A 26,528-nucleotide genomic window follows, 5' to 3' on the forward strand; every position below is an offset into this window, starting at 1 on the left:
ATAAATGTCAAATTTAGGGCAGCCGCACAACCTTCGCTGCCGCCCGTATCCTTTTTACTTTTCTTCAGTACCGCGCTGGTACTCACCTGCTGCCTTAACAAAGCCAGAGAACAGTGGGTGACCATCGCGTGGTGTTGAAGTGAATTCTGGGTGGAACTGCGCAGCAACAAACCATGGGTGTGCTGGGTTCTCGATCACTTCAACCAGTTTCTTGTCTGCTGAAAGACCAGAAACTTTAAGACCTGCTTTTTCAATCTGAGGACGAAGTACGTTGTTCACTTCATAGCGGTGACGGTGACGCTCGTGGATCTTCGCATTGCCGTATAGTTCGTACGCTTTCGTCCCTTTCTCAAGGTGACATAGCTGAGAACCAAGACGCATTGTACCGCCAAGGTCTGAGGTTTCAGTACGTTCTTCAACTTTACCTTCACCATCAACCCACTCTGTGATCAAGCCTACCACAGGGTATTTCGTCTCTTTGTTAAATTCTGTTGAATGTGCGCCTTCCATGCCCGCTACGTTACGTGCGTATTCGATAAGCGCTACTTGCATCCCTAGACAGATACCTAGGTAAGGTACTTTGTTCTCACGTGCGTATTGAGCTGCGCGGATCTTACCTTCTACACCACGATCGCCGAAGCCACCCGGAACAAGGATAGCATCTAGACCTGCTAGTGCTTCTTCGCCTTTGCTCTCAACATCTTGCGAGTCAACGTACTTGATCTTCACGTTCAGACGGTTCTTAAGACCCGCGTGCTTAAGTGCTTCGTTCACCGACTTGTACGCATCAGGAAGCTCAATGTACTTACCAACCATACCGATAACAACATCACCAGTTGGGTTCGCTTCTTCGTAGATAACCTGTTCCCATTCAGATAGGTCAGCTTCTGGAGCGTTAATACCAAAGCGAGTACAAACAAGATCGTCAAGACCTTGCGCTTTAATCAACTGAGGGATCTTGTAGATAGAATCTACGTCCTTCATTGAGATAACCGCTTTCTCTTGTACGTTACAGAACAGAGCAATCTTCTTACGCTCGTTAGCAGGGATCATGCGATCGCTACGGCAAACAAGAATATCTGGCTGAATACCGATAGATAGAAGCTCTTTTACAGAGTGCTGCGTTGGCTTAGTTTTCACTTCGCCCGCTGCTGCTAGGTAAGGAACAAGAGTCAGGTGCATGAACATTGCACGCTCACGACCAAGCTCAACCGCTAGCTGACGGATTGCTTCCATAAATGGTAGAGATTCGATATCACCAACGGTGCCACCAACTTCAACGATCGCAACGTCATGGCCTTCAGAGCCAGCGATTACACGATCTTTAATAGCGTTTGTGATGTGTGGGATAACCTGAATAGTCGCACCTAGGTAGTCACCACGACGTTCTTTACGTAGAACGTCAGCGTAAACACGACCAGCAGTAAAGTTGTTGCGTTTTGTCATCTTGGTACGGATGAAACGCTCGTAGTGACCAAGGTCAAGGTCAGTTTCAGCGCCATCTTCCGTGACGAACACTTCACCGTGCTGAGTTGGGCTCATTGTGCCTGGATCAACGTTGATGTAAGGGTCAAGCTTCATCATGGTCACTTTAAGACCACGTGCTTCTAAAATTGCTGCAAGAGATGCTGCTGCAATACCTTTACCTAGAGAGGATACTACCCCGCCAGTAACAAAAATATAATTTGTCGTCATGTTTAACCTGAAGTTGGTTGAATGAGGGAAAATGGATTTCTTCTGGACGGGATGCAAATATACCAGAAGCCCTTTACCGCCACAACGTGAAACTTATCACATTCAAAATTTTTATTTTTTGCTTCAAATCAATAGTAGAAACTTACACCAGCGAGAAGTGGTTCACAAATCCGAGCTGTTTTCTTGTTTTTTTACATCATTCCAAAACGCATCTAGCTCGTTAAGACTAAAGTCTGTCAATAACTTACCTTCGCCCGCAACACGAGCTTCTACACCCTTAAATCGGCGTGCAAATTTGTCATTAGCTTTTCGCAGCGCCACTTCAGGATCTTTCTTCAAATGACGAGAAAGGTTCACTGCGGCAAACAGCAAATCGCCCACTTCTTCTTCCAGTTTGTCTTCGTTTACATCGACTTGTATCGCTTCTTCAACGACCTCTTCGATCTCTTCTTGAACCTTCTCAACCACAGGCCCAAGCGCGTCCCAATCGAAGCCAAATTTTGCGCAACGTTTCTGTATTTTGTTGGCTTTAGAAAGTGCAGGAAGCGACTGTGGTATTGAGTCTAGAATACTTTGCGCGGTTTTGCCTAGTTGCGCTTTTTCCTTCTGTTTCTCTGCTTCCCAGTTGGCGTTGATCGCCGCTTCATCTTCAAACTCAACGTCAGAAAAAACGTGCGGATGGCGGCGGGTAAGCTTCTCGTTAAGCCCTTCTACCACCTCATTAAAATCAAACAGCCCCTGCTCTTTCGCCATCTGACTGTAGAAGATGACTTGGAACAGCAAGTCACCCAGCTCTTCTTTTAGGTTCGGCCAGTCTTTGTTGTGGATGGCATCCACCACCTCAAAGGTCTCTTCGATGGTGTGAGGAACAATGGTTTCGAAGGTTTGTTTTCTGTCCCATGGGCAGCCTTTTTCTTCGTCGCGGAGCTGCGCCATGATGGTGAGGAGTTGGTCTATAGGTTGGGTCATGTTGGGTTCCTGGTTACGACAAGGGCGAGTGTGGTAGCACTCGCCCTTGGTTGTGTTTTTTGGTTTGTTAGGGGTTGGGAGCGCGTGGTTTTTTACCCCCTCTAGCTCCCCCTATTTAGGGGGAGAACAGAATGCTAGCTCCTAGCGTCGCATCGCCTGTTATTCGTATGCTCCTCCCCTTACTAAGGGGAGGCTGGGAGGGGTAAAATCCACCGAACCTAAAATAGTACGCCCAATTACCCCAACCGCTTCACATTCATCACATCTTTAATCTGCTCAATACGCTTGGTCACGCGCGACAATACCTCAATATTGTTCACTTCCAGATCAAAATCCATGATAGATAGCTGACGCTTGTAATCGCTACGGCTCTTCATACTGGTCACCTTAATCTTTTCGTTGGTCAGCAAGGTGGTGATGTCTTTCAGTAGACCGCCACGCTCCATCGCCTCAACACGAATCGTCAAGATGTATGAACCAACAAATCCACTGCCCCATACCGTATCGATAATACGCTCTGGTGCGTGATGACTAAGCTCCTCAAGCTGCTCACAGTCAGCGCGGTGCACTGAGATACCACGCCCTTGGGTGATATAGCCTTTTATCTGATCGCCTGGAATTGGCTGACAGCAGCGCGCTAAGTGAGTCATTAGGTTATCGACACCTTCCACCACCACTGCATCTTTATGCGGGCGGCTTTGCGCGGGTGCTTTATTCTCAGACTCTTGCAATCTTTCTAGCGCTTGCTGATCTTCTTCTTCCGCCGTTGGCTTATTTACTAAGGCGTTGATGTGGTTGATGATCTGATTGATACGCAGATCACCACTGCCGATACCGACATACAGCTCGTCCGCCGAGTTTACGTTAAAACGCTTAAGGGCATATTGCTCAGCATCTTTGAGTGTCGCGCCGATCTTAGCCAGCTCGGCCTCAAGGATCTCACGACCCGCTTCTAAGTTCTTTTCGCGGCTTTGCTTTCTAAACCACGCGTTGATCTTAGCGCGTGCCCGACCAGAGTGCACAAAGCCAAGTGATGGGTTCAACCAGTCACGAGATGGGTTGGGCTCTTTGGCCGTGATGATCTCAACCTGATCGCCCATTGTCAGCTTGTGGGTAAACGGAACGATACGTCCTGCTACCTTAGCGCCAATACAGCGGTGTCCCACTTCAGAATGAATGTGGTAAGCAAAATCAAGCGGAGTCGCGCCCATAGGCAGGTCGACCACATCACCACGCGGTGTAAAGGCATAAACGCGATCATCAAACACCTGACTGCGAAGCTCATCGAGCATCTCGCCAGAGTCAGACATCTCTTCTTGCCAATCGAGTAGCTTACGCAGCCACGTGATCTTCTCATCGTAACCACTGCGACCACCACTGCCGCCTTCCTTGTACTTCCAGTGCGCGGCAACACCCAACTCTGAGTCTTCGTGCATCTGTTTGGTACGGATTTGGATTTCAATGGTTTTGCCTTCAGGCCCCAGAATCACGGTATGAATCGATTGGTAGCCATTTGGTTTAGGGTTAGCAACGTAATCGTCAAACTCGCTAGGTAAGTGCTTGTATTTGGTGTGTACCACACCTAGAGCGGCGTAACAGTCTTGCAAACGCTCAGCGATGATTCGCACCGCGCGCACGTCAAACAGCTCGTCAAAATCCAGACTCTTCTTCTGCATTTTGCGCCAGATGCTGTAGATATGCTTTGGACGACCACTGACTTCTGCAAGGATGCTCGAGGCTTGCATCTCACTGGTTAGATCGTCAACAAAGTCTTTGATGTATTGCTCACGGACGATACGACGCTCAGAAAGCTGCTTGGCAATTTGTTTATAGGTGTCTGGCTGCTGGTAACGGAAGGCGTAATCTTCGATTTCCCATTTGAGCTGACCGATACCCAGACGATTGGCGAGTGGTGCGTAGATGTTGGCACACTCTTTCGCGGCCGCGCGGCGCACTTCATCAGGCTCATCTTTCACTTCGCGTAAGTTACAGATACGCTCTGCAAGCTTAATAACCACGCAGCGGAAGTCATCCACCATGGCAAGCAGCATACGACGAACATTATCAACCTGACCCGAGGCTTCAGAGCCTTCAAGGGTAACGTTGAGCTGACCGATAGCGGCCATTTCTTCTACGCCATCGATCAGTTTAATGATTTCTTTGCCGTAGTTTTCTTCTAGCAATTCACGATCATAAAGACCACTAGAGACCACGGGATACAATTGCGCCGCCACCAGCGTCGCTTTATCCATAGACAGGGTAATGAGGATTTCATTCATCTCTCTCCCGCGCCACAACAGCAATGCCCCTTGCTCACTATCGGCAACGATTTCCTCGCACTGACGATACACGTCTTTCAATCTTTTTGAGGTGTTTTTATCTTGCTTAAGTGATGCAATCCAATTATCCAAATTGAATTGCTCTTCCGGGTTCAAATGCGCGCTTCTTACCGCAACCATTTCTTTTTCTTCCTAGTTTATTGGTTCACTAACCTATCCCAGTTAGCGTTATTACTATGACATCTGCGCTATTTTTCAAACAACGCCATCGACTCTAGATGACTGGTATGAGGGAACATATCCATCATACCTAATCGAGTCAATGTATAGCCTTGTTCAAGTAGGCTTTGACTGTCTCTCGCAAGGGTAGCAGGATTGCAAGAAACATAAAGGACACGTGTCGCACCTAATGCGGAAACTTGGTCGATCACGCCGCTTGCGCCAGCCCTCGCAGGGTCCAACAAAATTTTGTCAAACTGCTGCGATGCCCATGGCATGCTCGATAAGTCCTGCTCAAGATTAGCTTGATAGAATTCGACATTCGAAATGCCATTTAGTTTCGCGTTGTCCGCGGCCCAGTCGACCATATCTTGAACCCCTTCAACACCAACCACGTGGGCACTGCGACTGGCCAGCGGCAGGGTAAAGTTACCCAACCCACAAAATAGGTCCAATACGCGATCCGTTTCTACTGGTGCTAACCACTCTAGCGCTTGCGTCACCATACGCGCATTGATCGCTTGATTGACCTGAATAAAGTGGGAGGGCAAAAACGGCAGCTTGACGCCAACCTCGGCGTAATAGGGCTGCTCTCCGACCACTCGATCTAATTGATTGGCCTCTGGCATCAAATAAAGCGTGATCCCCATTTGCTCAGCATACTCGATTAAGCGAGTTTGCTCTTTCTCGCTCAGTGCTTTGGTATGACGAATAACCGCGATAGGTCCTGCCTCGCCAAGCACAAGTTCAAGGTGCCCTAAAATACTAGGCTGTCTAAAGCCATCAAAAATCTTACGTAACTCAGGAATCAATGCATTGAGCTTGTTATCGAGCACAGGGCAATGGTCGACATCGACGATCTGATTGCTCTGTTTGCGTCGAAAGCCCATCATCAGACCACGCTGCTTATCGACATGAATACTCAATCTCGCGCGGCGTCGGTAGCCAAGCCCCTCTCCTGTGATCGAAGGTGATAACGCTAGAGTCTGCCCTGCAAACTTAGTCATCAACTGCGATAGCACACGCTCTTTGTGGGTGATTTGTTCTTCACGCTCTAAGTGCTGCTGGTTGCAACCACCGCACTCATAATAATGTGGGCAAAACGGTTCGACGCGCTGCTCTGATGGCGTTAAGACTTTGATGAGATTGGCTTTGGCAAACTTAGCTTTACTTTCCGTCAACTGCACCAACACCTTTTCATTCGCTAGGGCTCTCTCGACAAATACAGGCTTCTTGTTGATGTAACCAATACCTGCGCCGTGGTGATCCATGCGCTCAATCTGCACCTCTTGGTGCTTTTTGGAGAAAGAGGTTTTCTTTGTTGGTTTAAAAAAACGTGCCATGACCAGTTCCAAGGCAAAGCGTTAATGCTCTGCGCCTTTAAAATATTGTTAGAGTTTCACTATTCTGAGTCTGAATGATTGTCGAACAGCGCTGCTTTGATTAAGCTTACGTCATCTTGAGGATGCAATACTGGGTATTGTCCCATATCCCCCCATCAGATAATACTCTGTTGGCAAATAATGACTTCGAATTAAAATGACAAGATACGGCCTTCGCGCTCGCGTAATCACATTGACCTTGGCACCGACCTTAATCATCGGTCTTCTTCTGAGTGCCTTTTTCTCGTATAACCGTTATCACGACCTTGAATCACAGGTACTGAATGCGGGGGCGAGCATCATAGAGCCACTCGCTATCGCCAGTGAGCAAGGACTTGTTAATCAGAGCCGCGAATCCGTCCGACGCCTTATAAGTTACGCCCACCGCAAAAACTCAAAATTTGTCCGCAGTATAGCGGTGTTCGACGCCTCTCATGAACTGTTTGTCACCTCAAACTTTCATCCCAATTTTGATACGCTGACGTTTCCCAAAGATAGACCTATACCGTTTCTTAGCTCATCAGAGTTTCATGATAACACTCTGATACTGCGTGCTCCTATTTTGGCAGAGAGCCAATTGGTATCGGACACCCGAGAATTGACCTCTACCAGCCAGATGCTTGGCTATATTGCAATTGAACTCGACCTCTCTTCGCTGCGCCTGCAGCAATACCAAGAAGTTTTCTCCGCCATCCTGGTCATGGTTTTAGGGCTTATCTTGTCTGGCATCTTCGCCTATCGACTCATGTACGATGTTACGCGCCCTATCTCACACATGAAGAATATGGTCGACCGTATCCGTCGTGGTCACCTCGACGTACGAATTGAGGGCAAGATGCATGGTGAGCTCGACTCACTGAAAAACGGTATCAACGCCATGGCGGTATCGCTGTCTGAGTATCATGTCGAGATGCAACACAGTATCGACCAGGCCACTTCCGATCTACGAGAAACACTTGAACAGCTTGAGATCCAAAACGTCGAGCTGGATATCGCGAAAAAACGCGCACAAGAAGCTGCCCGAGTGAAATCTGAATTCTTGGCGAACATGTCACACGAGCTACGAACCCCGCTTAATGGTGTGATTGGCTTTACGCGTCAGATGCTGAAGACTCAGCTCACTAATAGCCAGACAGACTATCTACAAACCATTGAAAAATCAGCGAACAACCTGCTGAACATCATTAATGACATCCTTGACTTCTCGAAGCTAGAAGCCGGTAAGCTGGCTCTGGAGAATATTCCGTTCGAGTTCCAAGATAGCCTCGATGAAGTCGTCGCACTGCAGGCCACCAGCGCTCATGAAAAGGGCTTAGAGCTAACCTTAAAAATCGATTCTAAGATCCCAAGCGGTTTGGTGGGAGACCCACTGCGTATCCAGCAGATCCTGACTAACCTTGTGGGTAACTCAATCAAGTTTACCGAGCGCGGCAATATTGATATTTCCGTAGAACTCAAGAGCACCAAAGAAGACCGAGTGGAACTGCAATTTATGGTGCGAGATACCGGTATCGGTATCTCAGAGCGTCAACAGGCGCAGTTATTCCAAGCATTTAGTCAAGCAGATGCCAGTATCTCGAGACGCTACGGCGGTACGGGTCTGGGCCTAGTTATCACTCAGAAATTGGTAGGACAAATGGGTGGTGACATCAGTCTAACCAGTCGCCTACACCAAGGCTCGACCTTCTGGTTTACGGTGAAACTCAGTTCAACCGATATTCCTATGCTGGACCCTATCGACCCAGCGGTGATCAATAACAAGCGCCTACTCTTGGTTGAGCCAAACATGCAAGCCGCCTCAGTGCTGCAACAAACACTGACCAATGAAGGTGTCATGGTGACCTATCGCTCAACCTTACCTGAGCGTATTGAGTCGTTTGACTACATCATTGTCTGCTTGCCTACCAATGAAGAAGTTCCACTGACGGTGATTGAGGATTGGATCGCTCGCTGTAAACAATCGACGTCGAACATCATCATTGGTACCGCGAGTACTCAGCTAGCACTCTCTGACTACTTGATGCAAACCCATGACGTGCAGTGTCTCACTAAGCCATTGTCACGTAAGAAACTGCTGCAATCGCTGGTTGAGAAGCAGCCGGCACTTATCGCCCCAGTGGTTGAGGTGGCCTCGACTGAGAAACGCGCATTGAATGTTATGGCGGTAGACGACAACCCTGCAAACCTTAAGCTGATTACGGCGCTTCTCTCTGAACGCGTCGAAACGGTCGTCTCTTGTACCAGCGGTCAAGCGGCTGTCGAGAAGGCGCAAGAGCAGCATTTCGATATGGTATTTATGGATATTCAAATGCCGCAAATGGATGGTGTGACGGCATGTAAACTGGTGAAAGAGACTCAGCAAAATGGCGCGACACCTGTGGTTGCTGTGACTGCCCATGCGATGACAGGCGAGCGTGATAGATTGCTGTCTGAGGGGATGGATGATTACCTCACCAAGCCAATTGACGAGACCATGCTACTGCAAGTGATCAACAAATGGGTACCAGTGCGTCCATCGGAGCCAGAGTCATGTCTCGATTTTGTCGCACCGAGCGACCTAGCACAGCAGTCAGAAACACCTCAACCTATTGTCATCGAAGCTCCGACCTCACAAGTGATCGATTGGAATGCTGCGCTCAAGCAAGCTGCAAACAAAGAAGATCTGGCTATCGATATGCTCCAGATGCTGGTCGACTTTATTCCTGAAGTCGCCGAGTTAAGTGAGAATATCCTTGAGAATAGCTTTGATGATGTCGAGCAGGTGATTCATTTGATCCACAAGCTGCACGGCAGTTGCTCGTATTGTGGAGTTCCAAGGCTAAAATCTATCTGCGCAACGATTGAAAAAGCACTGCGTGCTGGAGACACTTTGGAAGACATTGAGCCTGAGCTGTTTGAGCTGCAGGATGAGATGGATAAGGTTCTGGAAAGCTCAAAGCTGTATCTAAAAGGGGATAACAGCCAAGACAAGGGCTAGCTTTCAAAGATGACAGTCGCGACGGCATAGTGTCGCTCGTCAGAGATAGAGAGGTGGTTAGACACCACTCCCATAGAAGCCGCAATTTGTGCGGCTTTTTTATAGAGCGTCAGTAAAGGCTTGCCGTGCTCATCGTTTGTGACTTCAAAATCATGAAACGTGACACCATGAGCAATACCCGTACCTAAAGCTTTAGAGGCAGCTTCCTTGACAGCAAAGCGCTTTGCTAAAAAGCGCCCCTGCTGCTTCAGGCTCTGGAACTGCGTAAACTCATTGTCGGTCAAGATACGCTTAGCAAACGCCTCGCCTGTTCGCGATAGCGCCTTCTCTACACGCTCTATTTCCGCAATGTCTGTCCCAAGTCCTAAGATTGCCACTAAGTCTCGCCTCTATTCGTTGTTTACCGTGCGCGGATTAACCGCGGCGCGCCGCTTCCATGACTGCTTTCATGTCAGCAACCGCTTTATGCAGGCCATCAAACACAGCACGACCAATAATAGAGTGACCAATGTTCAGCTCGTAGATCTCTGGCAAGGCTGCGATAGGACCAACGTTGTGGTAAGTCAGACCGTGACCTGCGTTAACCGTGATACCGATGTCAGCCGCGTAGCTTGCACCTGCCGCAATCTTCTTCAGTTCGTCTTGCTGATCTTCTTCCGTTTCTGCATCCGCGTAGTGACCAGTGTGAAGCTCAATGAATGGCGCACCAGCCGCTTTTGAAGCATCGATCTGCTCGCGATCAGCATCAATAAACAGAGACACTTTAATGCCTGCTGCCGTTAGCTTCTCAGTCGCAGCCTTGATCTTTTCAAACTGACCTTTAACGTCTAGACCACCTTCCGTCGTCAGCTCTTCACGCTTTTCTGGTACCAAGCATACGAATTCAGGCTTAGTTTTTAGCGCGATGTCGATCATCTCATCGGTGACGGCCATTTCTAGGTTCATACGCGTTTGTAGCGTTTCACGCAGGATACGCACGTCGCGGTCTAGGATGTGACGACGGTCTTCACGAAGGTGAATCGTGATGCCATCTGCACCTGCACGCTCAGCAATCTCTGCTGCGTGCACTGGGTCTGGATACTTAGTACCGCGAGCATTACGTAGGGTCGCGATATGGTCAATATTGATACCTAAAAGGATAGAACTCATCGATGATTACTCCATGATCAGGACTGCTTCATTCGAAACAGCTCCCTGCTTTTTAATGGTTTTCCGCCAAGATACGGCTTTAATGCTATACGTGTAAAGCGTTTTGCCGCTTGTAACTGTGTTTTACTCAGGAAACGTCGCTCACTGATGGCGATGAGCTCTTCACCTAAAAAGGTGAGATTGTCTCTACGCACACTCGCGATGAATCCCTTCTGCTCCCGATAACGATAAGTCATTGTCGGATCTATAGGTTCGCCGGTACCAGCACAGTGCAAGAAGTCTACACCGTATCCCATTGCAGAAAGGAGAGCGAGTTCAAAACGCCGCAACGCAGGTTCAGGATTGGTATTGTGGGCAAGCTCTGTTAAAGCTTGAAGATAGTCGTGAAATAATTCAGGAAACGGTATCTCACTTGCCAATACGCGAGCAATCAGCTCATTCACGTACATGGCAGAATAGAGGTTCACACCGGTTAACGGCAGACCAAGACTGATGGCCTCCGCTTGTCTCAATGTTTTCATTGAGCCATTGCCGGACCACTTCAACAATAATGGGGTAAAAGGCTGTAGAGCGCCTTTGAGATTTGAGCGCTTACTTCGAGCGCCTTTGGATAGCAGCGTGACACGACCATATTCCTCACTGAATACATCGAGTATTAAGCTCGATTCACTGTAAGGTCTTCGATGCAAAACAAAGCAGCGTTGCAATCCATCCATAGGTCATATTCTGTCTAAAGGGGATCAGAGCAGCGAGTGCTACTCTGATCTAGGGTATTATTTGTTTTCGATATCGTCGATGTAGCCAAGGGAGCGCAGTGCACGCTCATCATCAGCCCAACCTGATTTCACTTTCACCCAGGTCTCTAGATACACTTTACGATCGAACAGCTCTTCCATATCAAGACGAGCTTCACGGCCGATGGTTTTGATCTTCTCACCACCTTTACCAATCACCATCTTCTTCTGGCCACTGCGCTCTACAAGGATCAGCGCATTGATGTGGAAGCCATCCGTATCTGGGTTGTAATCGAAGCGCTCAATCTCAACCGTTACCGAGTAAGGTAGCTCGTCACCGGTGAATCGCATTAGCTTTTCACGCAGGATTTCAGATGCCATAAAACGCTGAGAGCGGTCAGTCACATACTCTTCTGGGAAGTGGTGAATCGCTTCAGGCAGGTGATTACGAACGTGCTGGCGAATCACGTCGATGTTCTTGCCGTGCTTGGCCGAAATTGGCACTACATCAACAAATTCCATCTTCTTGGTCATCTCTTGCATGTGCAGCATCACGTCATTGCGATCTTTCACATTGTCTACCTTGTTGATACACAAGATAACTGGGAAGTTCGACTTACGCAGCTTGGTCAATACCATCTCATCGTCGTCGGTCCACTGCGTACCATCCACAAGGAATAGCACCAAGTTCACATCACTTAGAGAACTGTTTGCTGCGCGGTTCATTAGGCGGTTGATCGCACGCTTCTCTTCGATATGTAGACCCGGAGTGTCGACATAGATCGCTTGATAGTCACCTTCCGTGTCCACACCCATGATACGGTGGCGCGTTGTTTGAGGCTTGCGTGAGGTGATCGAGATCTTCTGTCCTAAAATGCGGTTAAGCAGCGTCGATTTACCGACGTTAGGGCGACCTACGATAGCCACAAAGCCACAGTGCTGCTCACCGGTACTTTCTTGGGTTGCTGCGCTTGTCGAGTCGCTCGTTGAAGCGAAGTACGCATCAAGATCGAACTCTTGATCAGAATTTGGTTTATCAGACATTGGTCAGTTTCTCTAGAGCCAGTTCCGCAGCCGCTTGTTCTGCCTTGCGGCGGCTGGTGCCTTTGCCGATAACAGGCTTATCCACACCTGCCACTTCACAGGAAACGGTAAACTCTTGGTTATGCGCTTCCCCTTTAATATTAGTCACTGTGTAGACAGGGAGTGGTTTTCTTCGACCTTGTAGAAACTCTTGCAGGCGAGTTTTTGGATCTTTCTGTGACACACCCGGCTTGATCGCATCAAGACGCGATTGATACCAGCTCAGCACGATGCCGCGAACCGTCTCGACATCGCTATCAAGATAAATCGCGCCAATGATTGCTTCAACCGCATCAGCCAAGATTGAGTCACGACGGAATCCGCCACTTTTCAGCTCGCCTGGACCTAATTTTAAGTAATCTCCCAAGACGAATTCACGCCCTAGCTCAGCCAGAGTATTTCCTCTAACCAAGGTGGCACGCATTCGACTCATGTCCCCTTCGTTTACCTTAGGAAAACGATGGTAAAGATCGTCAGCAATGACAAAACTTAAAATTGAATCGCCCAGAAATTCTAGTCGTTCGTTATGGTTGCCGTGGGCGCTGCGGTGAGTCAGCGCCAGCATCAACAGCTCGCTATCATTGAACTGATAGCCGAGCTTTTTTTCTAAAAGTTTAATAGGAGAATTCATGCTCTCTCGTTCAGTCTATTCCACCGATGCGATTAAATCTGACACCGGTTGGGATCCATGTAGGCAGAATGCTGTCTGCACCACGTTCAAATTCGAAGCTAATCCAAATGCCAACCGCTTTACCCACTAGGTTGCCTTCTGGCACAAAGCCCCAGTAACGACTGTCGGCACTGTTGTCACGGTTATCACCCATCACAAAGTACTGACCCTCTGGCACAACCCATTCGTTCACGCCATTGCGTGGCTGATATTGATCAACACGGTCGCGACGCAGTGGATTCACCAATACCTGGTGACCTACTTCACCCAACTTCTCATCCATTTGGATAAGCGGGATACCATTTTGGATAAACGGACTGTCTTGGACATTAGACAGCTTAACCGGCTTACAGCTTGACTCGCCAGGACGCTGAATACAGATGTCCTTACGAGCGCTGTAACGAACCGTATCACCCGGCAGACCAACGACACGCTTAATGTAGTCGATGTTTGGCTGCGGCGGGTACTTAAATACAACAACATCGCCTCTCTCAGGTTTGCCAGTTTCAACTAGCTGAGTGCGCCATACTGGATCTTTTAGTCCGTAGGCATACTTCTCAACCAAGATGAAATCACCAACCAGTAGCGTTGGCATCATTGAGCCTGATGGGATTTGGAATGGTTCGTAAATGAACGAACGCAACACCAAAACAAAGGCAATCACAGGGAAGATTGAAACACTATTCTCAACAAACCAAGATGGTGCGACCGCTTTGTTTGCGGTCTCATCATCAATTTGATTTGCTTGCGCTTGGATATCTGCCAGCTTCTGCTGACGCTGCTTTCTCAATACGAGCTTATCCAAAACCCAAACGACACCAGTCACTAACGTCACGATGACGAGGATCAATGAGAAGGTATTAGCCATTCAATTCCCTTAATTTTCGTATCTTTAAAAATAACGAAAGTGAAAGCACTCACTGAGCACTTTCACTTCTGCTGTATTATGTCGCCACGTCAGGCAAAAGAATTAGTCTTTGCCTACGTGTAGAATCGCAAGGAACGCTTCTTGAGGCAGTTCGACGTTACCGATCTGCTTCATACGCTTCTTACCTTCTTTCTGTTTCTTCAACAGTTTCTTCTTACGGCTCACGTCACCACCGTAACATTTCGCGATTACGTTTTTACGTAACTGTTTCACAGTCGAGCGCGCAATGATGTGGTTACCGATCGCAGCCTGAATCGCGATATCGAACATCTGACGAGGGATGAACTCTTTCATCTTCTCAACCAACTGACGACCACGGCTCTGAGACTGGTCTTTATGCGTAATGATAGCCAGTGCGTCAACTGTATCGCCGTTAAGCAGCACGTCCACACGAACCATGTTCGACGCTTCAAAGCGTTGGAAGTTGTAGTCCAGTGATGCGTAACCACGAGATGTAGACTTCAGACGGTCGAAGAAGTCGAGTACCACTTCTGCCATCGGGATATCGTAAGTGACAGCCACTTGGTTGCCGTGATAAACCATGTCTACCTGAGTACCACGCTTCTCAACACAAAGCGTAATCACGTTACCTAAGTAATCTGATGGTACTAGGATGTTACAACGTGCGATTGGCTCACGGATCTCTTCGATGTCGTTGGTTGCCGGCAGTTTCGCTGGACTATCAACATAGTGAAGTGAACCATCCGTTTTCTCTACTTCGTAGACTACCGTCGGCGCTGTCGTAATCAGGTCTAGGTCGTATTCACGCTCTAGACGCTCTTGGATGATCTCCATGTGAAGCATACCCAAGAAGCCACAACGGAAACCAAAACCAAGTGCTGCAGAGCTCTCTGGCTCATAGAACAGAGACGCATCGTTTAGGCTCAGTTTGCCTAGTGCATCACGGAAGTTTTCGTAATCATCAGACGATACTGGGAATAGACCTGCGTATACCTGAGGTTTTACTTTTTGGAAGCCTGGTAGTGCCACTTCACAGCCATTCTTAGCCGTGGTCAGTGTATCACCCACTGGCGCGCCAAGGATGTCTTTGATACCACAAACAACCCAGCCTACTTCACCAGTATTTAGCTCAGTCGTATCAACCTGTTTTGGTGTGAAGATACCAAGACGGTCTACACCCCAAACCTGACCAGTGCTCATTACTTTGATCTTATCATTCTTCTTCAGCACGCCGTTTTTGATACGTACTAGAGAAACAACACCAAGGTAGTTGTCGAACCAAGAATCAATGATAAGCGCTTGTAGTGGATCTTCTGGGTTGCCTTCTGGCGCTGGGATCGCTTTTACGATCTCTTCAAGAACGTCATCAACACCTAGACCGGTCTTCGCTGAACAGCGAACCGCTTCCATCGCGTCGATACCGACGATCTCCTCGATCTCTTCAGCTACGCGCTCTGGCTCTGCCGCTGGAAGGTCGATCTTGTTAAGAACTGGAACCACTTCAAGTTCCATTTCGATTGCGGTGTAGCAGTTAGCGAGTGTCTGAGCTTCTACGCCCTGACCCGCATCAACCACCAGTAGCGCACCTTCACAAGCTGCCAATGAACGTGATACTTCGTACGAGAAGTCAACGTGTCCTGGAGTATCGATAAAGTTTAGCTGATAGGTTTCCCCATCTTTCGCCGTGTAATCCAGAGTAACACTCTGAGCTTTAATAGTGATACCGCGCTCGCGCTCTAGATCCATAGAATCAAGAACCTGTGCCGCCATTTCACGGTCGCTTAAGCCGCCGCAAACTTGGATCAAACGATCCGACAACGTCGATTTGCCGTGGTCAATGTGGGCGATAATAGAAAAGTTACGAATGTGCTTCATAGATTTGGTGTAGCTAAACTCTTAAACAATTAGGGAATGAAATAGCGGAAAAAACACGCATTTCAATTAAGTTGGCAGATTCTACCCAATTTCGTTGCGGTTCGCACCTTATTTAGGCAATGGACTGCCCGAGCACCCGCACCAATTCAACCTGTTGGTGTGATGCAGCCTCCATTGGTGACACCCATTTTTTCGCAAGTCGGAAGCCAAAGTAGGCAGAAATTGCTGAAAAACCAATCACCACCAGCTCACTGCCGCCAAGTAAGGGCGCCAACCACAACTGGCCAGCCATCGCTCCCAAAAACAGAAACAGTAGTGGTAATAAATAGATCAATGCTGCCGATTGCAGCAGACTTTTCTCTGGAAACGCGATTTCGACAACATCGCCTGGGTTGACGGTTTTGGAGGTCAGTAGGTGCCAGTTCAGCTGTTTGTTACCGACCGCTTTGGTGACAATGCCGGTTCCACAACTGTTTTTTGATTGGCAAGAGCTGCAACTGGTTTGTTGGTCGCAGCTCAATTCGACTTGATAACGATGACCACGGTTTTTCACCGAGGTCACCGTTGCAAGAGCGGTCATCATGGGGTTACGCCTTCGTCTGCTTGCTGTACTTTATTCAGTTTAACAGATTGTGCGATACGCTGCGCAGTGGCTGGAGGAATGTCGCCGACGACAGAGATCTGTTTATCGCCGGTCACTATGCTGTGTACGGTGCGGCGCCCTTGGCGAATCAGTTGCCCTTTCATAGAGTTACTGTCACGCTCAGACACATAGACCGAGAAGCTAAATAACCCATCGGTGTACATTTGGCTTTCCACCACATCTTCTGAAGCTATCATTCGGTAGCGATTCAAGTCTTTCGGATTGAAACCACTTGGCACCCAACCCACTTGCCAGAACGTATTCTCGATGTTGCCTTTTGGAAGAGACAACACAGCTGGAAGCTGAACCTCATCTAAAGAGCTCAGCATAGTCGCAATGTGATCGTTGATGCTGTAAGAGATCACGCGATACTGCTCTAAGATCTCGCCATCACGATCCAATAGATCGGCGCGCAGTGGCAACTTGCTCTTTTCGTCCACCCACAATACGTAGGAATAACGCAGGCCATCTTTTGGTACTACTCTGAACACCTGCGCCGCAGCGCCTGCTTCTCGAGCACGTCCAACTCTAACGTAATCGTAGTATTGACTCAGCTTTTTGATGTCACTGTTTAGTAGTGGCATCAATGGTGCCACCATCTTACCCGACTCAATCGTAAATGGATCGACACCAGGTTCGATGTAGCTGACTTCGTTGCCGCGTCGGATAACTTCTCGGACAGGACCGCTCAAATAGACTAAGTGGGCGAGCTGCTGCTCTTCATGGGTCGCATGACGATAGAGCAGAGGTTCGATACTGCTCTTTTTGATAAGGATATAAGACAGCTCGTAGTTCAATTGCTGACTGGCTTCATTCATCTGATGCAACAAAGCCTCTACAGAAGATTCCTCTTCTGCAAAGGCCGAGTTAGCAAACAAACTGAACAGCAATAACGAACTGGTCAGAAGTTTTTTCATTCAATTACCGATTCTGTATCCGTATTCAGCGAAGCGTGGTCTTCGCTGTTTAAGCGTAATTGCAACTCGTAGTCTTGCAGCAACGCATTGATGCGACGACGCTGCTCTTGCACGTTAGCGCTTTCGTTTGAACTCGTCTTAGCGACTGAGTCACGAGTCAAGCTCACTGGCTCTGCACTACCGGCAAATGGAATCGTTTGTAAAACAGGAAGTTGCTCAATCTCTGGCTGCGTTGCATCTTGGCCAGAGAACTGTTGAACACCCAGAATCACAGCCATGGATACGCACGCCGCAATACCCACTTGACCAAACTGCGTGAGCCACGCTGGCAACTGACGCTTCGCCTGTGAAGGCGTTGGTTGTGATTCAATCGGAGTAACCGTTTCGGTGTTCACGCTTTGATGCGCAGGCTCATCTTCAAGAGCTAGCGCCACGCTTTCAGCGATGTTCCAATCCAGACTCTGGGGCTCATCACCTCGCATCACATCACCAATCAGATGATAGTTTTGCCAGGCTTCTTTGCTCTCCTGATCGTTCTCTAACGCTTCAATTAACGCGTCATCGATCAAGTCTCCATCCATGAATGCTGAAAGCTTCTGTTTGTCAGCCATTATATTCACCATAGTTGTAACTAGTTTTAGCGTTGAAGAAGAGGCTTAATCTTCTTCTCTACCGCTTCACGAGCACGGAAGATGCGCGAACGCACCGTTCCTACTGGGCAATCCATTACTTCTGCGATTTCTTCGTAGCTCAAACCATCAAGCTCACGCAAGGTCATCGCAGTCTTTAAGTCTTCTGGTAACGCTTCAATTGCAGCGAAAACTGTTCGCTTCAATTCGTTCGACAACGTTAAGTTCTCAGGGTTCGAAATTTCTTTCAAAGCGTTACCGGTTTCAAAAAATTCGGCATCTTCTGCATCCACATCGCTGGCAGGCGGTCTTCGACTCTGTGCCACTATGTGGTTTTTTGCGGTGTTCACTGCTATGCGATACAACCAAGTATAGAAGGCACTCTCGCCTCTAAACGTCGGGATCGCTCGATACGCTTTAATAAATGCTTCTTGGGCTATGTCCGCTACATCGCCCGAATTGCTCACGTATCTTGATATGAGATTGCAAACCTTGTTTTGATAGCGCAAAACCAATAGGTTAAATGCTTGTTTATCTCCACTTTGAACGCGCTCAATCAACACCTGATCGGTCGGCTGCTCGTTCATGCGAGCGTTCACTCCTATTCGTTATTACTCTTACCTTCTCAGATATGAGTATTAATTATGCATAATGTAGTCTTGACACCACCGCTAACATGAGCACTATTGTGACTCTATGCAATTTGGAAAGTTCCAAAATTTCTGCATTTTTTTGTTATTTATCATTCACAATGTGATTTGGCGTCAACTACAATGGGGTCAATTCTCTAGAATGGATTACTTAACGCCGCAACACAACGAGTTTTTCAATGTGTTACTCAAGGTGGTAATCCTCATAGCAAGTGCCCTTCGCCAGCTGCATTAGGCAGCTTCCTATCGTGCACTTTTAGCTGAGTAGAGTTTGCTAGCTCTACTATAGGTCAGGATTTTAATAGAATTATGAACACAAACCGAGAACATCTTTGTGATGTTTTAGTCATAGGAAGTGGCGCTGCTGGTCTTTCTCTTGCGCTTCGAGTTGCTGAGCGCGCGAAGGTTATTGTTTTAAGTAAAGGCCCGCTAAGTGAAGGGGCAACTTACTACGCCCAAGGCGGTATTGCGGCTGTTTTTGACGAAGCAGATAGCATTGAATCTCATGTCAATGACACCAATATTGCTGGTGCTGGGCTGTGCGAACAAGATACCGTGCAGTTTATTGCCGAGAACGCGAAAGAGTGTGTGCAATGGCTCATCGACGGTGGCGTTCCATTTGACCAAGTTGAAACGGCCAAAGACGAAGCCCCTCGTTACCACTTAACTCGTGAAGGTGGTCATAGCCATCGCCGAATTCTGCATGCGGCCGACGCCACAGGCATGGCGATGCAAACAACTCTTCAAGACAACGTATTAAGCCATCCAAACATTGAGATCTTCGAACGCTATAATGCACTCGATCTTATTACCGAAGATAAAGTCGGCGGACGCAAAGACAAGGTTGTCGGGGCTTACATCTGGAACCGAAACCAAGAACACGTAGAAACCGTGCGCGCGAAATTCGTGGTCCTCGCGACAGGCGGTGCCTCTAAGGTCTACCAATACACCTCAAACCCTGATGTATCATCGGGTGATGGTATCGCGATGGCATGGCGTTCAGGCTGCCGCGTTGCGAACCTAGAGTTCAATCAATTCCATCCAACGTGCCTTTTCCACCCAGACGCGCGTAACTTCTTACTTACGGAAGCACTGCGTGGTGAGGGGGCTTACCTAAAACGCCCAGATGGCACTCGTTTCATGCCTGATTTTGATGAGCGAGAAGAGCTTGCGCCGCGTGATGTGGTCGCTCGCGCTATTGACTTTGAAATGAAGCGACTTGGTGCAGATTGCATGTATCTAGACATCAGCCACAAGTCAGAAGAGTTCATTATTAAACACTTCCCGACCATTCACATGCGCTTGCAAGATCTGGGTATTGACATGACCAAGGAGCCGATCCCTATCGTTCCTGCCGCTCACTATACCTGTGGTGGCGTCATGGTGGATAAAACCGGTCAAACCGATCTCGACCAGTTATACGCGATTGGTGAAGTGAGCTACACGGGTCTTCACGGCGCCAACCGTATGGCATCTAACTCACTGCTCGAGTGTGTGGTTTATGCCTGGGCAGCGGCGAAAGATATCCTGACCAAATTTGACGATGCGAGCGTGGTTGATGCTATTCCAGACTGGGATGAAAGCCAAGTCAGCTGCTCTGATGAAGAGGTTATCATTCAGCATAACTGGCACGAGTTGCGCCTATTTATGTGGGATTACATGGGGATTGTTCGCACCGACAAACGCTTAGAAAGAGCGCTGCGTCGTATTCAAATGCTTCAGCAAGAGACGCACGAGTATTACAGCAACTTTAAGGTATCCAACAACCTACTCGAGCTTCGTAACCTTCTTCAGGTTGCAGAGCTGATGGTTCGTTGTGCGATGCAGCGTAAAGAAAGTCGTGGTCTTCACTACACGCTAGATTACCCAGATATGCTAGAGAACAGCGGGCCAACTATTCTGACACCTAATGTGTAACGAGCACTCAACGAATCGTCGATTCGACTCGCCTACCTTTAAAAGCAGCCGCTATATCGGCTGCTTTTTTATGCTCACGATTAAGTGACGATAACTTGTCTCACAAGCCGACGAACGCCAGATAAGACGCCAACCATATCGATGATCTTTTATCGCAATTACCCAGGGCGATAACGCGAGACTAAACTGTACGTTTCTCAGCGCTTCACTGTTTAGATACCAAACCTCGTCTTTAAGCAGCAGCCGTCCAACAACACAGGGCCTGAGCATTGAAGAGGTCATAACAAAAGTAAAAACAATTGGCACAATAACCAAAGGAATAGGCAAGAAGACGACTAGGCTACAGAGGAATAGCCTGATACTGATATCAATATAGAAGGAGAAAGCAGAAGAATGAAGGAGCAGGTCAAGGTGATGAGTCGATGCCTGCCCCCCAGACAATAGAATTAACGCACTTTGCTTAGGTTATGTGCCACGATTTTGTCGACCATTGACGCATGCCCAAGATTCTCGCTACGTCCATGCCCCATGACCCAGGTAAACAGGTCAGGATCATCGCATTCTAGCAGGGATACGAAGTCTCGTTGCTCTTGATCGTTGAGAGTATCAAAGCACTCTTCAAAGAAAGGCATAATTACCACGTCGAGCTCCAACATACCTCTACGACACGCCCACTTGATGCGCGCTTTTTCTTCACTAGAGTACATTCTAATCTCCATCTACTACTCAATATGAGCCGAGTGTAACAAGCAAGTGCATGCCCCACCACACTCTGTATCACACAAACTCAACTTTGCTCACAAGATTTCGTGCAACACACTCAATCTTATTTGCTTCCCTCGTCCTCACCCCATTTATCCTGCGCAGTTTAAGCTGACAAATGCCACGGTGAGGATTAACATAGCCACTATGTTTAACAATGAGATCACAATCTATGGAATGGCAACCAAGCATTCAAGCACTATCTTTAACGCCAGAGACAACGCTACCTTCATTAATGTTTACGCCGCTAACGTCATGGGGCGCCATTGAGTTATCGGGAGACGACGCCAAGTCTTATCTTCAAGGTCAAGTAACGTGTGATGTGGTCTCGCTTGAGCCTCAGCAGTCAACATTGGGTGCTCATTGTGATGCCAAAGGCAAAGTGTGGAGTATTTTCCGCCTATTTCATACCGAGCAAGGCTACGCAATGTTTCAGCCTCAGAGCGCGATTGTTCAAGAACTCGCAGAACTGAAAAAGTATGCGGTATTTTCTAAGGTCGAGTTTACCCAAAGTGATAAAGCCTGCTTTGGCGTGCTGGGCGAACAGGCGAGCGCTTGGATCGAGCAGCACTTCCCTGTGAGCGGCAACGTAAGACAACACAATGGCAGTACTGCGGTAAAAGTATCCGAAGAGAGATGGTTTGTTCTGGCTGATGCTGAGCTTGTCTCTGCGCTACAAAGCCAGGATTCACTCACTTGGGTTCAAGAAGCGTTATGGACCAAGTTCGATATCGAGCAGGGCCTACCTACACTGACAGATGCTATGCAAAGCCAACATATTCCTCAGGCGTTTAACCTGCAAGCACTGGATGGTATAAGTTTCAGCAAGGGCTGTTATACAGGTCAAGAAACCGTAGCAAGAGCAAAGTACCGTGGGATCAACAAGCGCATGCTGGCAACGGTAAAAGGCACATTACCAGCGCCGGTCGCAGATGGTGACGAGATCGTTATTGAGCGTTCGGTTGGCGAAAACTGGCGTAAAGCGGGCGATGTCTTAGCCACATTCCAATACGATGACAACACCTTACTTGCCTCTATTATCGTCAACAACAACCTTGAGCAAGATGTTGAGTTTCGCGTATCGTCTCAACCAGAAAGTCGCCTATCGCTCGCACTTCCTCCTTATCCGCTGGATGAAGAATAATAGATGTTCAACACCCCTATTACTGAGTATCTGACACGGAACGGCATTGCGTTTCGTGTCCTTATGCAATCTAGAGAGGCTGTATCCATTGAAGATGCGGCTTTATTGCGTGGCATCAAACCCAATATGATGGTGAAAACCATGGTACTCAGAGACATGGGCAATCAATATGCCCTCGCGTGTTGCCCGGGTGATCGCCAAATTGACCCAAAGAAAGTACGAGCACAACTCCAGTCCCGACGCATGACGTGTGTCGATAGCAAAGAAATTGAGTCGCTAACCGGCTATCAAATAGGGACAGTCACTCCCCTACTTATCAAGACCCCAATGCCAGTCCTCTTTGATCATTCGCTCCAAACCACACCCACAGTGACAATTAGCAGCGGTGAGCGCATTGCGGGCATTGAGCTCGCCCTTAGCGATCTGGTTCAGAACTGCTCTCCAATATGGGGTGACATCATTCGTTAGCGCCCAATTAAACGGGATCTTATGTAATATTTTGTTCACTCTGCGCAAGGAACTGTGAGAACCGTCGAGTTTTATCACTTACCTTAATGAAAAGTTATACATTTATTCAGCATAAATAGTCACAGAGTGAAAATTACGATATGGTGGTTTTGTGTTCAGTTCATCGTCACGACGAACTGAATATCACACTAGAGTGAATCTCTGCCTAGTGCAGTAACTCCACTTTTGTGTAATGCATCTGTGACATTTGGCCCGCTGTGCGGGCTTTTTTTTACCTGTTAGTATCGACTTTATCGCTCTCGCTCATCTGTAAAAGTTTATGTCTGGTGACAACTTTTTCTGATTTCTCCGGTCTATTAATCCGTAAGCAATAGCAAAGGTGCGCTTTTCTCCCTCACTAACTACTGGAGAATAATGTTGATTCTCGTTTGCTAGTGACTAGCCTATCTGAAACAGGATACCGAAATAAATGGAAGCCCCCTCAACGCGCTTTTGTGCTAGGTATCACGCGGAATAGGCTGGCAAGTGGAAGAATTGCAAAACGTACCACAAAACCAAAAAGTGACCCCGATAGAGGACAAATTAAGCCCTCTCAATCACACAATTTAGCTAGGGTTTTATCTATAATTCTCGAGCTAGGACAATGCTAGGTAACACGATAAGGAAGGCTAAATGAGACTGTTTAAGCGCTATACGCCAGGTATGATTGCTAAACATATAAGTCGATTGTTTAAAGGAAAGATCTACATCTATGGACTCGGTGGCTTTGAGTTCGATAACGGCAAATTGATCATCCCTGAGCGTGCAGAGAAACGCCACTTTCAAGCCGTAAAAGAAGTAAATCAAGAAGTGATGAAACTGAGGTGCGCCTACGCATAGCTGAAAGTTTAGTCATAATCTCGCTGCGCTCTCATCAACATCAAGGCAGCATCGCGTTAGACCTGAGCTCGCAAGCATAGGCTCGTAAGCATAAGCTCATTAGAATTAGCGCATTAGAAAAACACAACAAAATTAAGAAAGGACAGCATTCATGCTGTCCTTTTGCTTTTGGATCAGAGACTACGATTAATCTTGATTCACAACCGCTTTTGCAAGCTCAGGTAAGCGACCTCGCATCCCCAATGCCCGACTCATAATTTCCTGTTTTGCCCCTGGCAATTGTCCTACTAGGCTCATACCGATACCACGAAATAACTTCTTGGCTGGATTATCGCCTTCAAAAAGATCCTTAAAGCCTTGCATAGCCGCAATCATTTTCGCCGCCTCGGCTTTACGCCAGCGCTCGTATTCTCTTAAATGACGTTTGCGACCCAAATCTTGTCCTGAGTTCCATAGTTTGAGCAGTTCCTGTGCTAGGCTTGCTGCATCAAGCAGCCCAAGGTTAACCCCTTGCCCTGCTAACGGATGGATCGTATGCGCCGCATCACCGACTAAAGCAACGCGCTCAGTTACAAAATCTCGAGCATAACGCATGGTCAGCGGGAAAACGCGTCGCTCAGATTGAACTTGGCATAAACCTAAACGGCTATCAAATTCAGCGGTCAGGGCTTTGTTGAACTCAGCATCTGACATCTTTGCGAGTTTTTCTGCTCGCGTTGGCTCTGTCGACCACACGATTGAACACAGGTTATCATCCACCATAGGTAAGAAAGCCAGTGGGCCTTGAGAGGTAAACACCTGTCGAGCGACACGCTGGTGATGATCCTCTACCGAAATATTCGCAACCAAAGCGCTATGACCATAATCCCAATGCGTCAGAGGAATATCTTGCTGCTTTCGAACCCAAGAATTGGCGCCATCTGCACCAACGATGAGTTTGCTCGTAAAGGACTGACCGTTATCCAGCGTGGTCCAAACCTCGCTCTCACCAATCGCCATCGATTGACAGCGGTGCGGCATAAATAGCGTCACATTGCTTTGCTGTTCCACCTGTTCTAACAGCGCTAACTGAATCACACGATTTTCAACGATATGGCCAAGGTTTGGTTGAGACATTTGGCTGGCAGAGAATTCAATACGTGCAAAGCTATCTTGCTCCCAGACTTCCATCGCTTGGTAGGGTGCGCAGCGGTGATTTTGGATCGCTTCCCATGCATCCAGATTTTTTAAAATGGTTTCGCTCGCGCGGCTAAGTGCGGAGACACGAATGTCTGGGTCTCCACTCAAATCTTTGGAAGGTTGAGAGCCTTCCACAATTGCGATTCGAATTCCGGTATTTTTTAGGGCACGCGCTAACGCCAACCCCACCATTCCGCCACCTACAATGGCGATGTCAAAACTTTGCATCTTTGCCTTACCTTTTCACCACGCCCAACGCTCGGTTGAACACTGGCGTCTTCAGACGTGGGAAATTGTCCATCATTGCCAGTCCAAGATTTCGAGCTACGCGAAGCGTGAGCAAATCGTTGGAAAATACATGCACCAAACCTGATGTCATGGTTATCGTCAGCTCTCTATCCGACTGACGTTGTGCCTGGAACCTTGTTAGATTAGCGTATTCGCCGACGTCTTTAAGGTTTTCCAGTAACGAATCGACCAGAGTCGCAATATCGCGAATTCCTAGGTTGAAGCCTTGCCCTGCTATCGGGTGAAGGGTCTGTGCCGCATTGCCTACAGCAGCTACTCGATGACTCACGATTTGTGGACGGTGTTTGAGCAACAGTGGATAACTAACCACAGAGCCCACGCGAGTAAACCTCCCCAAACGCCACCCAAATGCCTGTTGCAGTTTCTCGAGAAACGATGAATCCGAGAGTGATTGCACATCCGCTGCCTCTTCTGGAGGCAAGCACCAAACAAGTGAGCTGCGCGATTGTGACATTGGGAGCAAAGCCAATGGACCATGTTCCGTAAATCGTTCAAACGCTCGACCGTTTGGTGCCTCGCTAGTCAGCACATTCGCGATAACGGCAACTTGATTGAAATCTCGAATCTCTTGTCCTAGTCCAACCGCTTGGCAAATCGCAGAATCTGCACCGTCGGCGGCAACCACTAGCTTAGCGTGAAGCTGCTGGTCACCTTCGTCAGAGGTGAGGTCAAGAACCACCTTATCTTGCTGCTGAACGAGGTGCGTAACTGCATTTGGGCAGAACAAATCGATGTGGGAGCGAGTGGCTAGTTCATCGCTAAACCGCTGCCCAACTTCAGCCAACTCAACAACATAACCCATCGCATCCAGACCTTCTTTGTCAGCATGGAAATCTGTCATTCCAGCATGACCTCGGTCTGAGACATGAATATGTGTGATCGGCGTAGCGTGATCCTCGATGAGACACCAAAGGTCGTAACGTTTCAGAAGTTCGACACTGCCATAAGACAGAGCAATAGAGCGAGCATCAAAGCCCGGGTGAGCGGCATTACCTTGCGCATATGGCTCGACGACCGCAATCTTTAACGCATGATTAGTGCTGGAATCTAGCGCCATGGCAAGCGTTGCGCCTGCCATAGCTCCACCAGCAATAACAACATCATACTCTT

23 protein-coding genes are annotated in these 26,528 nt (G+C 48.1%); 5 read left to right on the plus strand and 18 right to left on the minus strand.

The features are described from left to right. Window positions 1-54: 54 nt before the first annotated feature. The 4 genes from pyrG to rlmD form a co-directional block, all read right to left on the minus strand. Window positions 55-1,695, minus strand: coding sequence for a CTP synthase (gene pyrG, locus J4N45_RS16400; protein WP_252012576.1), 1,641 nt, complete (start codon window positions 1,693-1,695; stop codon window positions 55-57). A 162-nt stretch (window positions 1,696-1,857) separates the two neighbouring features. Continuing rightward, window positions 1,858-2,664, minus strand: coding sequence for a nucleoside triphosphate pyrophosphohydrolase (gene mazG / locus J4N45_RS16405; RefSeq protein WP_252012578.1), 807 nt, complete (start codon window positions 2,662-2,664; stop codon window positions 1,858-1,860). A gap of 236 nt (window positions 2,665-2,900) precedes the next feature. Further along, window positions 2,901-5,123: a GTP diphosphokinase gene (gene relA, locus J4N45_RS16410; RefSeq protein WP_234495139.1), complete on the minus strand. Its 2,223-nt coding sequence runs from the start codon at window positions 5,121-5,123 to the stop codon at window positions 2,901-2,903. Between the two features lie 68 nt (window positions 5,124-5,191). After that, entirely contained in the window at window positions 5,192-6,505 is a 1,314-nt protein-coding gene (gene rlmD, locus J4N45_RS16415) for a 23S rRNA (uracil(1939)-C(5))-methyltransferase RlmD (protein ID WP_252012580.1), read from the minus strand. 196 nt (window positions 6,506-6,701) lie between these two features. Between rlmD and barA the strand changes: the two genes are divergently transcribed. Beyond that, window positions 6,702-9,521 (plus strand): two-component sensor histidine kinase BarA, encoded by a 2,820-nt coding sequence (gene barA, locus J4N45_RS16420; RefSeq protein WP_252012583.1) that lies wholly within the window; start codon window positions 6,702-6,704, stop codon window positions 9,519-9,521. Here the strand turns inward: barA and acpS are convergent. The 11 genes from acpS to rpoE form a co-directional block, all read right to left on the minus strand. After that, the gene (gene acpS, locus J4N45_RS16425; RefSeq protein WP_252012585.1) at window positions 9,518-9,898 is read right to left on the minus strand and encodes a holo-ACP synthase; all 381 of its coding nucleotides are present in this window, start codon (window positions 9,896-9,898) and stop codon (window positions 9,518-9,520) included. The two genes, barA and acpS, sit on opposite strands and share 4 nt — an antisense overlap. A gap of 37 nt (window positions 9,899-9,935) precedes the next feature. Next, the gene (gene pdxJ / locus J4N45_RS16430) at window positions 9,936-10,670 is read right to left on the minus strand and encodes a pyridoxine 5'-phosphate synthase (protein WP_042473306.1); all 735 of its coding nucleotides are present in this window, start codon (window positions 10,668-10,670) and stop codon (window positions 9,936-9,938) included. A gap of 17 nt (window positions 10,671-10,687) precedes the next feature. Beyond that, window positions 10,688-11,386 (minus strand): DNA repair protein RecO, encoded by a 699-nt coding sequence (gene recO, locus J4N45_RS16435; RefSeq protein ID WP_042496265.1) that lies wholly within the window; start codon window positions 11,384-11,386, stop codon window positions 10,688-10,690. Window positions 11,387-11,443: 57 nt separating this feature from the next. Next, on the minus strand, window positions 11,444-12,448 hold the full coding sequence (era, locus tag J4N45_RS16440; protein ID WP_252012588.1) for a GTPase Era: 1,005 nt from the start codon (window positions 12,446-12,448) through the stop codon (window positions 11,444-11,446). Then, a complete protein-coding gene (gene rnc / locus J4N45_RS16445; RefSeq protein WP_042473301.1) occupies window positions 12,441-13,118 on the minus strand; it encodes a ribonuclease III in 678 nt (225 codons plus the stop codon). The genes era and rnc overlap by 8 nt, the downstream gene beginning before the upstream one ends. Window positions 13,119-13,128: 10 nt before the next feature. Beyond that, window positions 13,129-14,025 (minus strand): signal peptidase I, encoded by an 897-nt coding sequence (gene lepB / locus J4N45_RS16450; protein WP_112460554.1) that lies wholly within the window; start codon window positions 14,023-14,025, stop codon window positions 13,129-13,131. 102 nt (window positions 14,026-14,127) lie between these two features. Continuing rightward, entirely contained in the window at window positions 14,128-15,921 is a 1,794-nt protein-coding gene (gene lepA, locus J4N45_RS16455; RefSeq protein WP_112460553.1) for a translation elongation factor 4, read from the minus strand. A gap of 112 nt (window positions 15,922-16,033) precedes the next feature. After that, window positions 16,034-16,504, minus strand: a complete 471-nt coding sequence (locus J4N45_RS16460; protein ID WP_252012590.1) for a SoxR reducing system RseC family protein — start codon at window positions 16,502-16,504, stop codon at window positions 16,034-16,036. Further along, window positions 16,501-17,481 (minus strand): sigma-E factor regulatory protein RseB, encoded by a 981-nt coding sequence (rseB, locus tag J4N45_RS16465; protein WP_234495132.1) that lies wholly within the window; start codon window positions 17,479-17,481, stop codon window positions 16,501-16,503. Before rseB ends, J4N45_RS16460 begins: the two co-directional genes overlap by 4 nt. Next, window positions 17,478-18,104, minus strand: a complete 627-nt coding sequence (locus J4N45_RS16470; RefSeq protein ID WP_128649335.1) for an RseA family anti-sigma factor — start codon at window positions 18,102-18,104, stop codon at window positions 17,478-17,480. The genes rseB and J4N45_RS16470 overlap by 4 nt, the downstream gene beginning before the upstream one ends. Before the next feature lie 14 nt (window positions 18,105-18,118). Beyond that, window positions 18,119-18,697 (minus strand): RNA polymerase sigma factor RpoE, encoded by a 579-nt coding sequence (rpoE, locus tag J4N45_RS16475; RefSeq protein WP_103882021.1) that lies wholly within the window; start codon window positions 18,695-18,697, stop codon window positions 18,119-18,121. A 372-nt stretch (window positions 18,698-19,069) separates the two neighbouring features. Here rpoE and nadB point away from each other — a divergent pair, with 372 nt between their 5' ends. Further along, entirely contained in the window at window positions 19,070-20,677 is a 1,608-nt protein-coding gene (gene nadB, locus J4N45_RS16480; RefSeq protein WP_252012592.1) for an L-aspartate oxidase, read from the plus strand. Window positions 20,678-21,123: 446 nt separating this feature from the next. On the opposite strand, the gene J4N45_RS16485 is transcribed toward nadB, so the two are convergent. Continuing rightward, on the minus strand, window positions 21,124-21,384 hold the full coding sequence (locus tag J4N45_RS16485; RefSeq protein WP_042473291.1) for an FAD assembly factor SdhE: 261 nt from the start codon (window positions 21,382-21,384) through the stop codon (window positions 21,124-21,126). A gap of 227 nt (window positions 21,385-21,611) precedes the next feature. Between J4N45_RS16485 and ygfZ the strand changes: the two genes are divergently transcribed. The 3 genes from ygfZ (at window position 21,612) to J4N45_RS16500 (ending at window position 23,930) form a co-directional block, all read left to right on the plus strand. Next, complete coding sequence (ygfZ, locus tag J4N45_RS16490) at window positions 21,612-22,583, plus strand: tRNA-modifying protein YgfZ (RefSeq protein WP_252012594.1); 972 nt, start codon at window positions 21,612-21,614, stop codon at window positions 22,581-22,583. Window positions 22,584-22,586: 3 nt separating this feature from the next. Continuing rightward, entirely contained in the window at window positions 22,587-23,051 is a 465-nt protein-coding gene (locus J4N45_RS16495) for an aminoacyl-tRNA deacylase (protein ID WP_252012595.1), read from the plus strand. A gap of 672 nt (window positions 23,052-23,723) precedes the next feature. Continuing rightward, entirely contained in the window at window positions 23,724-23,930 is a 207-nt protein-coding gene (locus J4N45_RS16500) for a DUF1107 domain-containing protein (protein WP_042473288.1), read from the plus strand. Between the two features lie 186 nt (window positions 23,931-24,116). On the opposite strand, the gene J4N45_RS16505 is transcribed toward J4N45_RS16500, so the two are convergent. Together J4N45_RS16505 and ubiH are read right to left on the minus strand one after the other, a co-directional pair. Beyond that, entirely contained in the window at window positions 24,117-25,337 is a 1,221-nt protein-coding gene (locus J4N45_RS16505; protein ID WP_252012597.1) for an FAD-dependent 2-octaprenylphenol hydroxylase, read from the minus strand. Window positions 25,338-25,344: 7 nt separating this feature from the next. Further along, window positions 25,345-26,496, minus strand: coding sequence for a 2-octaprenyl-6-methoxyphenyl hydroxylase (gene ubiH / locus J4N45_RS16510; protein ID WP_252014710.1), 1,152 nt, complete (start codon window positions 26,494-26,496; stop codon window positions 25,345-25,347). Between the last annotated feature and the right edge of the window lie 32 nt (window positions 26,497-26,528).

The organism is Vibrio sp. SCSIO 43140 (assembly GCF_023716585.1).
GTDB lineage: Bacteria > Pseudomonadota > Gammaproteobacteria > Enterobacterales > Vibrionaceae > Vibrio > Vibrio maritimus_B.

Excerpts from the sequence above, each read along its gene's own strand:
- lepA (WP_112460553.1), bottom strand. The coding sequence starts at position 15,921 with ATGAAGCACATTCGTAACTTTTCTATTATCGCCCACATTGACCACGGC.
- nadB (WP_252012592.1), top strand. The coding sequence starts at position 19,070 with ATGAACACAAACCGAGAACATCTTTGTGATGTTTTAGTCATAGGAAGT.
- ygfZ (WP_252012594.1), top strand. The coding sequence starts at position 21,612 with ATGGAATGGCAACCAAGCATTCAAGCACTATCTTTAACGCCAGAGACA.
- barA (WP_252012583.1), top strand. The coding sequence starts at position 6,702 with ATGACAAGATACGGCCTTCGCGCTCGCGTAATCACATTGACCTTGGCA.
- J4N45_RS16505 (WP_252012597.1), bottom strand. The coding sequence starts at position 25,337 with ATGCAAAGTTTTGACATCGCCATTGTAGGTGGCGGAATGGTGGGGTTG.
- J4N45_RS16485 (WP_042473291.1), bottom strand. The coding sequence starts at position 21,384 with ATGTACTCTAGTGAAGAAAAAGCGCGCATCAAGTGGGCGTGTCGTAGA.
- pdxJ (WP_042473306.1), bottom strand. The coding sequence starts at position 10,670 with ATGAGTTCTATCCTTTTAGGTATCAATATTGACCATATCGCGACCCTA.
- lepB (WP_112460554.1), bottom strand. The coding sequence starts at position 14,025 with ATGGCTAATACCTTCTCATTGATCCTCGTCATCGTGACGTTAGTGACT.
- ubiH (WP_252014710.1), bottom strand. The coding sequence starts at position 26,496 with ATGGCAGGCGCAACGCTTGCCATGGCGCTAGATTCCAGCACTAATCAT.
- recO (WP_042496265.1), bottom strand. The coding sequence starts at position 11,386 with ATGGATGGATTGCAACGCTGCTTTGTTTTGCATCGAAGACCTTACAGT.
- rseB (WP_234495132.1), bottom strand. The coding sequence starts at position 17,481 with ATGAAAAAACTTCTGACCAGTTCGTTATTGCTGTTCAGTTTGTTTGCT.
- mazG (WP_252012578.1), bottom strand. The coding sequence starts at position 2,664 with ATGACCCAACCTATAGACCAACTCCTCACCATCATGGCGCAGCTCCGC.
- era (WP_252012588.1), bottom strand. The coding sequence starts at position 12,448 with ATGTCTGATAAACCAAATTCTGATCAAGAGTTCGATCTTGATGCGTAC.
- J4N45_RS16460 (WP_252012590.1), bottom strand. The coding sequence starts at position 16,504 with ATGATGACCGCTCTTGCAACGGTGACCTCGGTGAAAAACCGTGGTCAT.
- pyrG (WP_252012576.1), bottom strand. The coding sequence starts at position 1,695 with ATGACGACAAATTATATTTTTGTTACTGGCGGGGTAGTATCCTCTCTA.
- J4N45_RS16500 (WP_042473288.1), top strand. The coding sequence starts at position 23,724 with ATGAGACTGTTTAAGCGCTATACGCCAGGTATGATTGCTAAACATATA.
- J4N45_RS16495 (WP_252012595.1), top strand. The coding sequence starts at position 22,587 with ATGTTCAACACCCCTATTACTGAGTATCTGACACGGAACGGCATTGCG.
- rlmD (WP_252012580.1), bottom strand. The coding sequence starts at position 6,505 with ATGGCACGTTTTTTTAAACCAACAAAGAAAACCTCTTTCTCCAAAAAG.
- rnc (WP_042473301.1), bottom strand. The coding sequence starts at position 13,118 with ATGAATTCTCCTATTAAACTTTTAGAAAAAAAGCTCGGCTATCAGTTC.
- rpoE (WP_103882021.1), bottom strand. The coding sequence starts at position 18,697 with ATGAACGAGCAGCCGACCGATCAGGTGTTGATTGAGCGCGTTCAAAGT.
- relA (WP_234495139.1), bottom strand. The coding sequence starts at position 5,123 with ATGGTTGCGGTAAGAAGCGCGCATTTGAACCCGGAAGAGCAATTCAAT.
- J4N45_RS16470 (WP_128649335.1), bottom strand. The coding sequence starts at position 18,104 with ATGGTGAATATAATGGCTGACAAACAGAAGCTTTCAGCATTCATGGAT.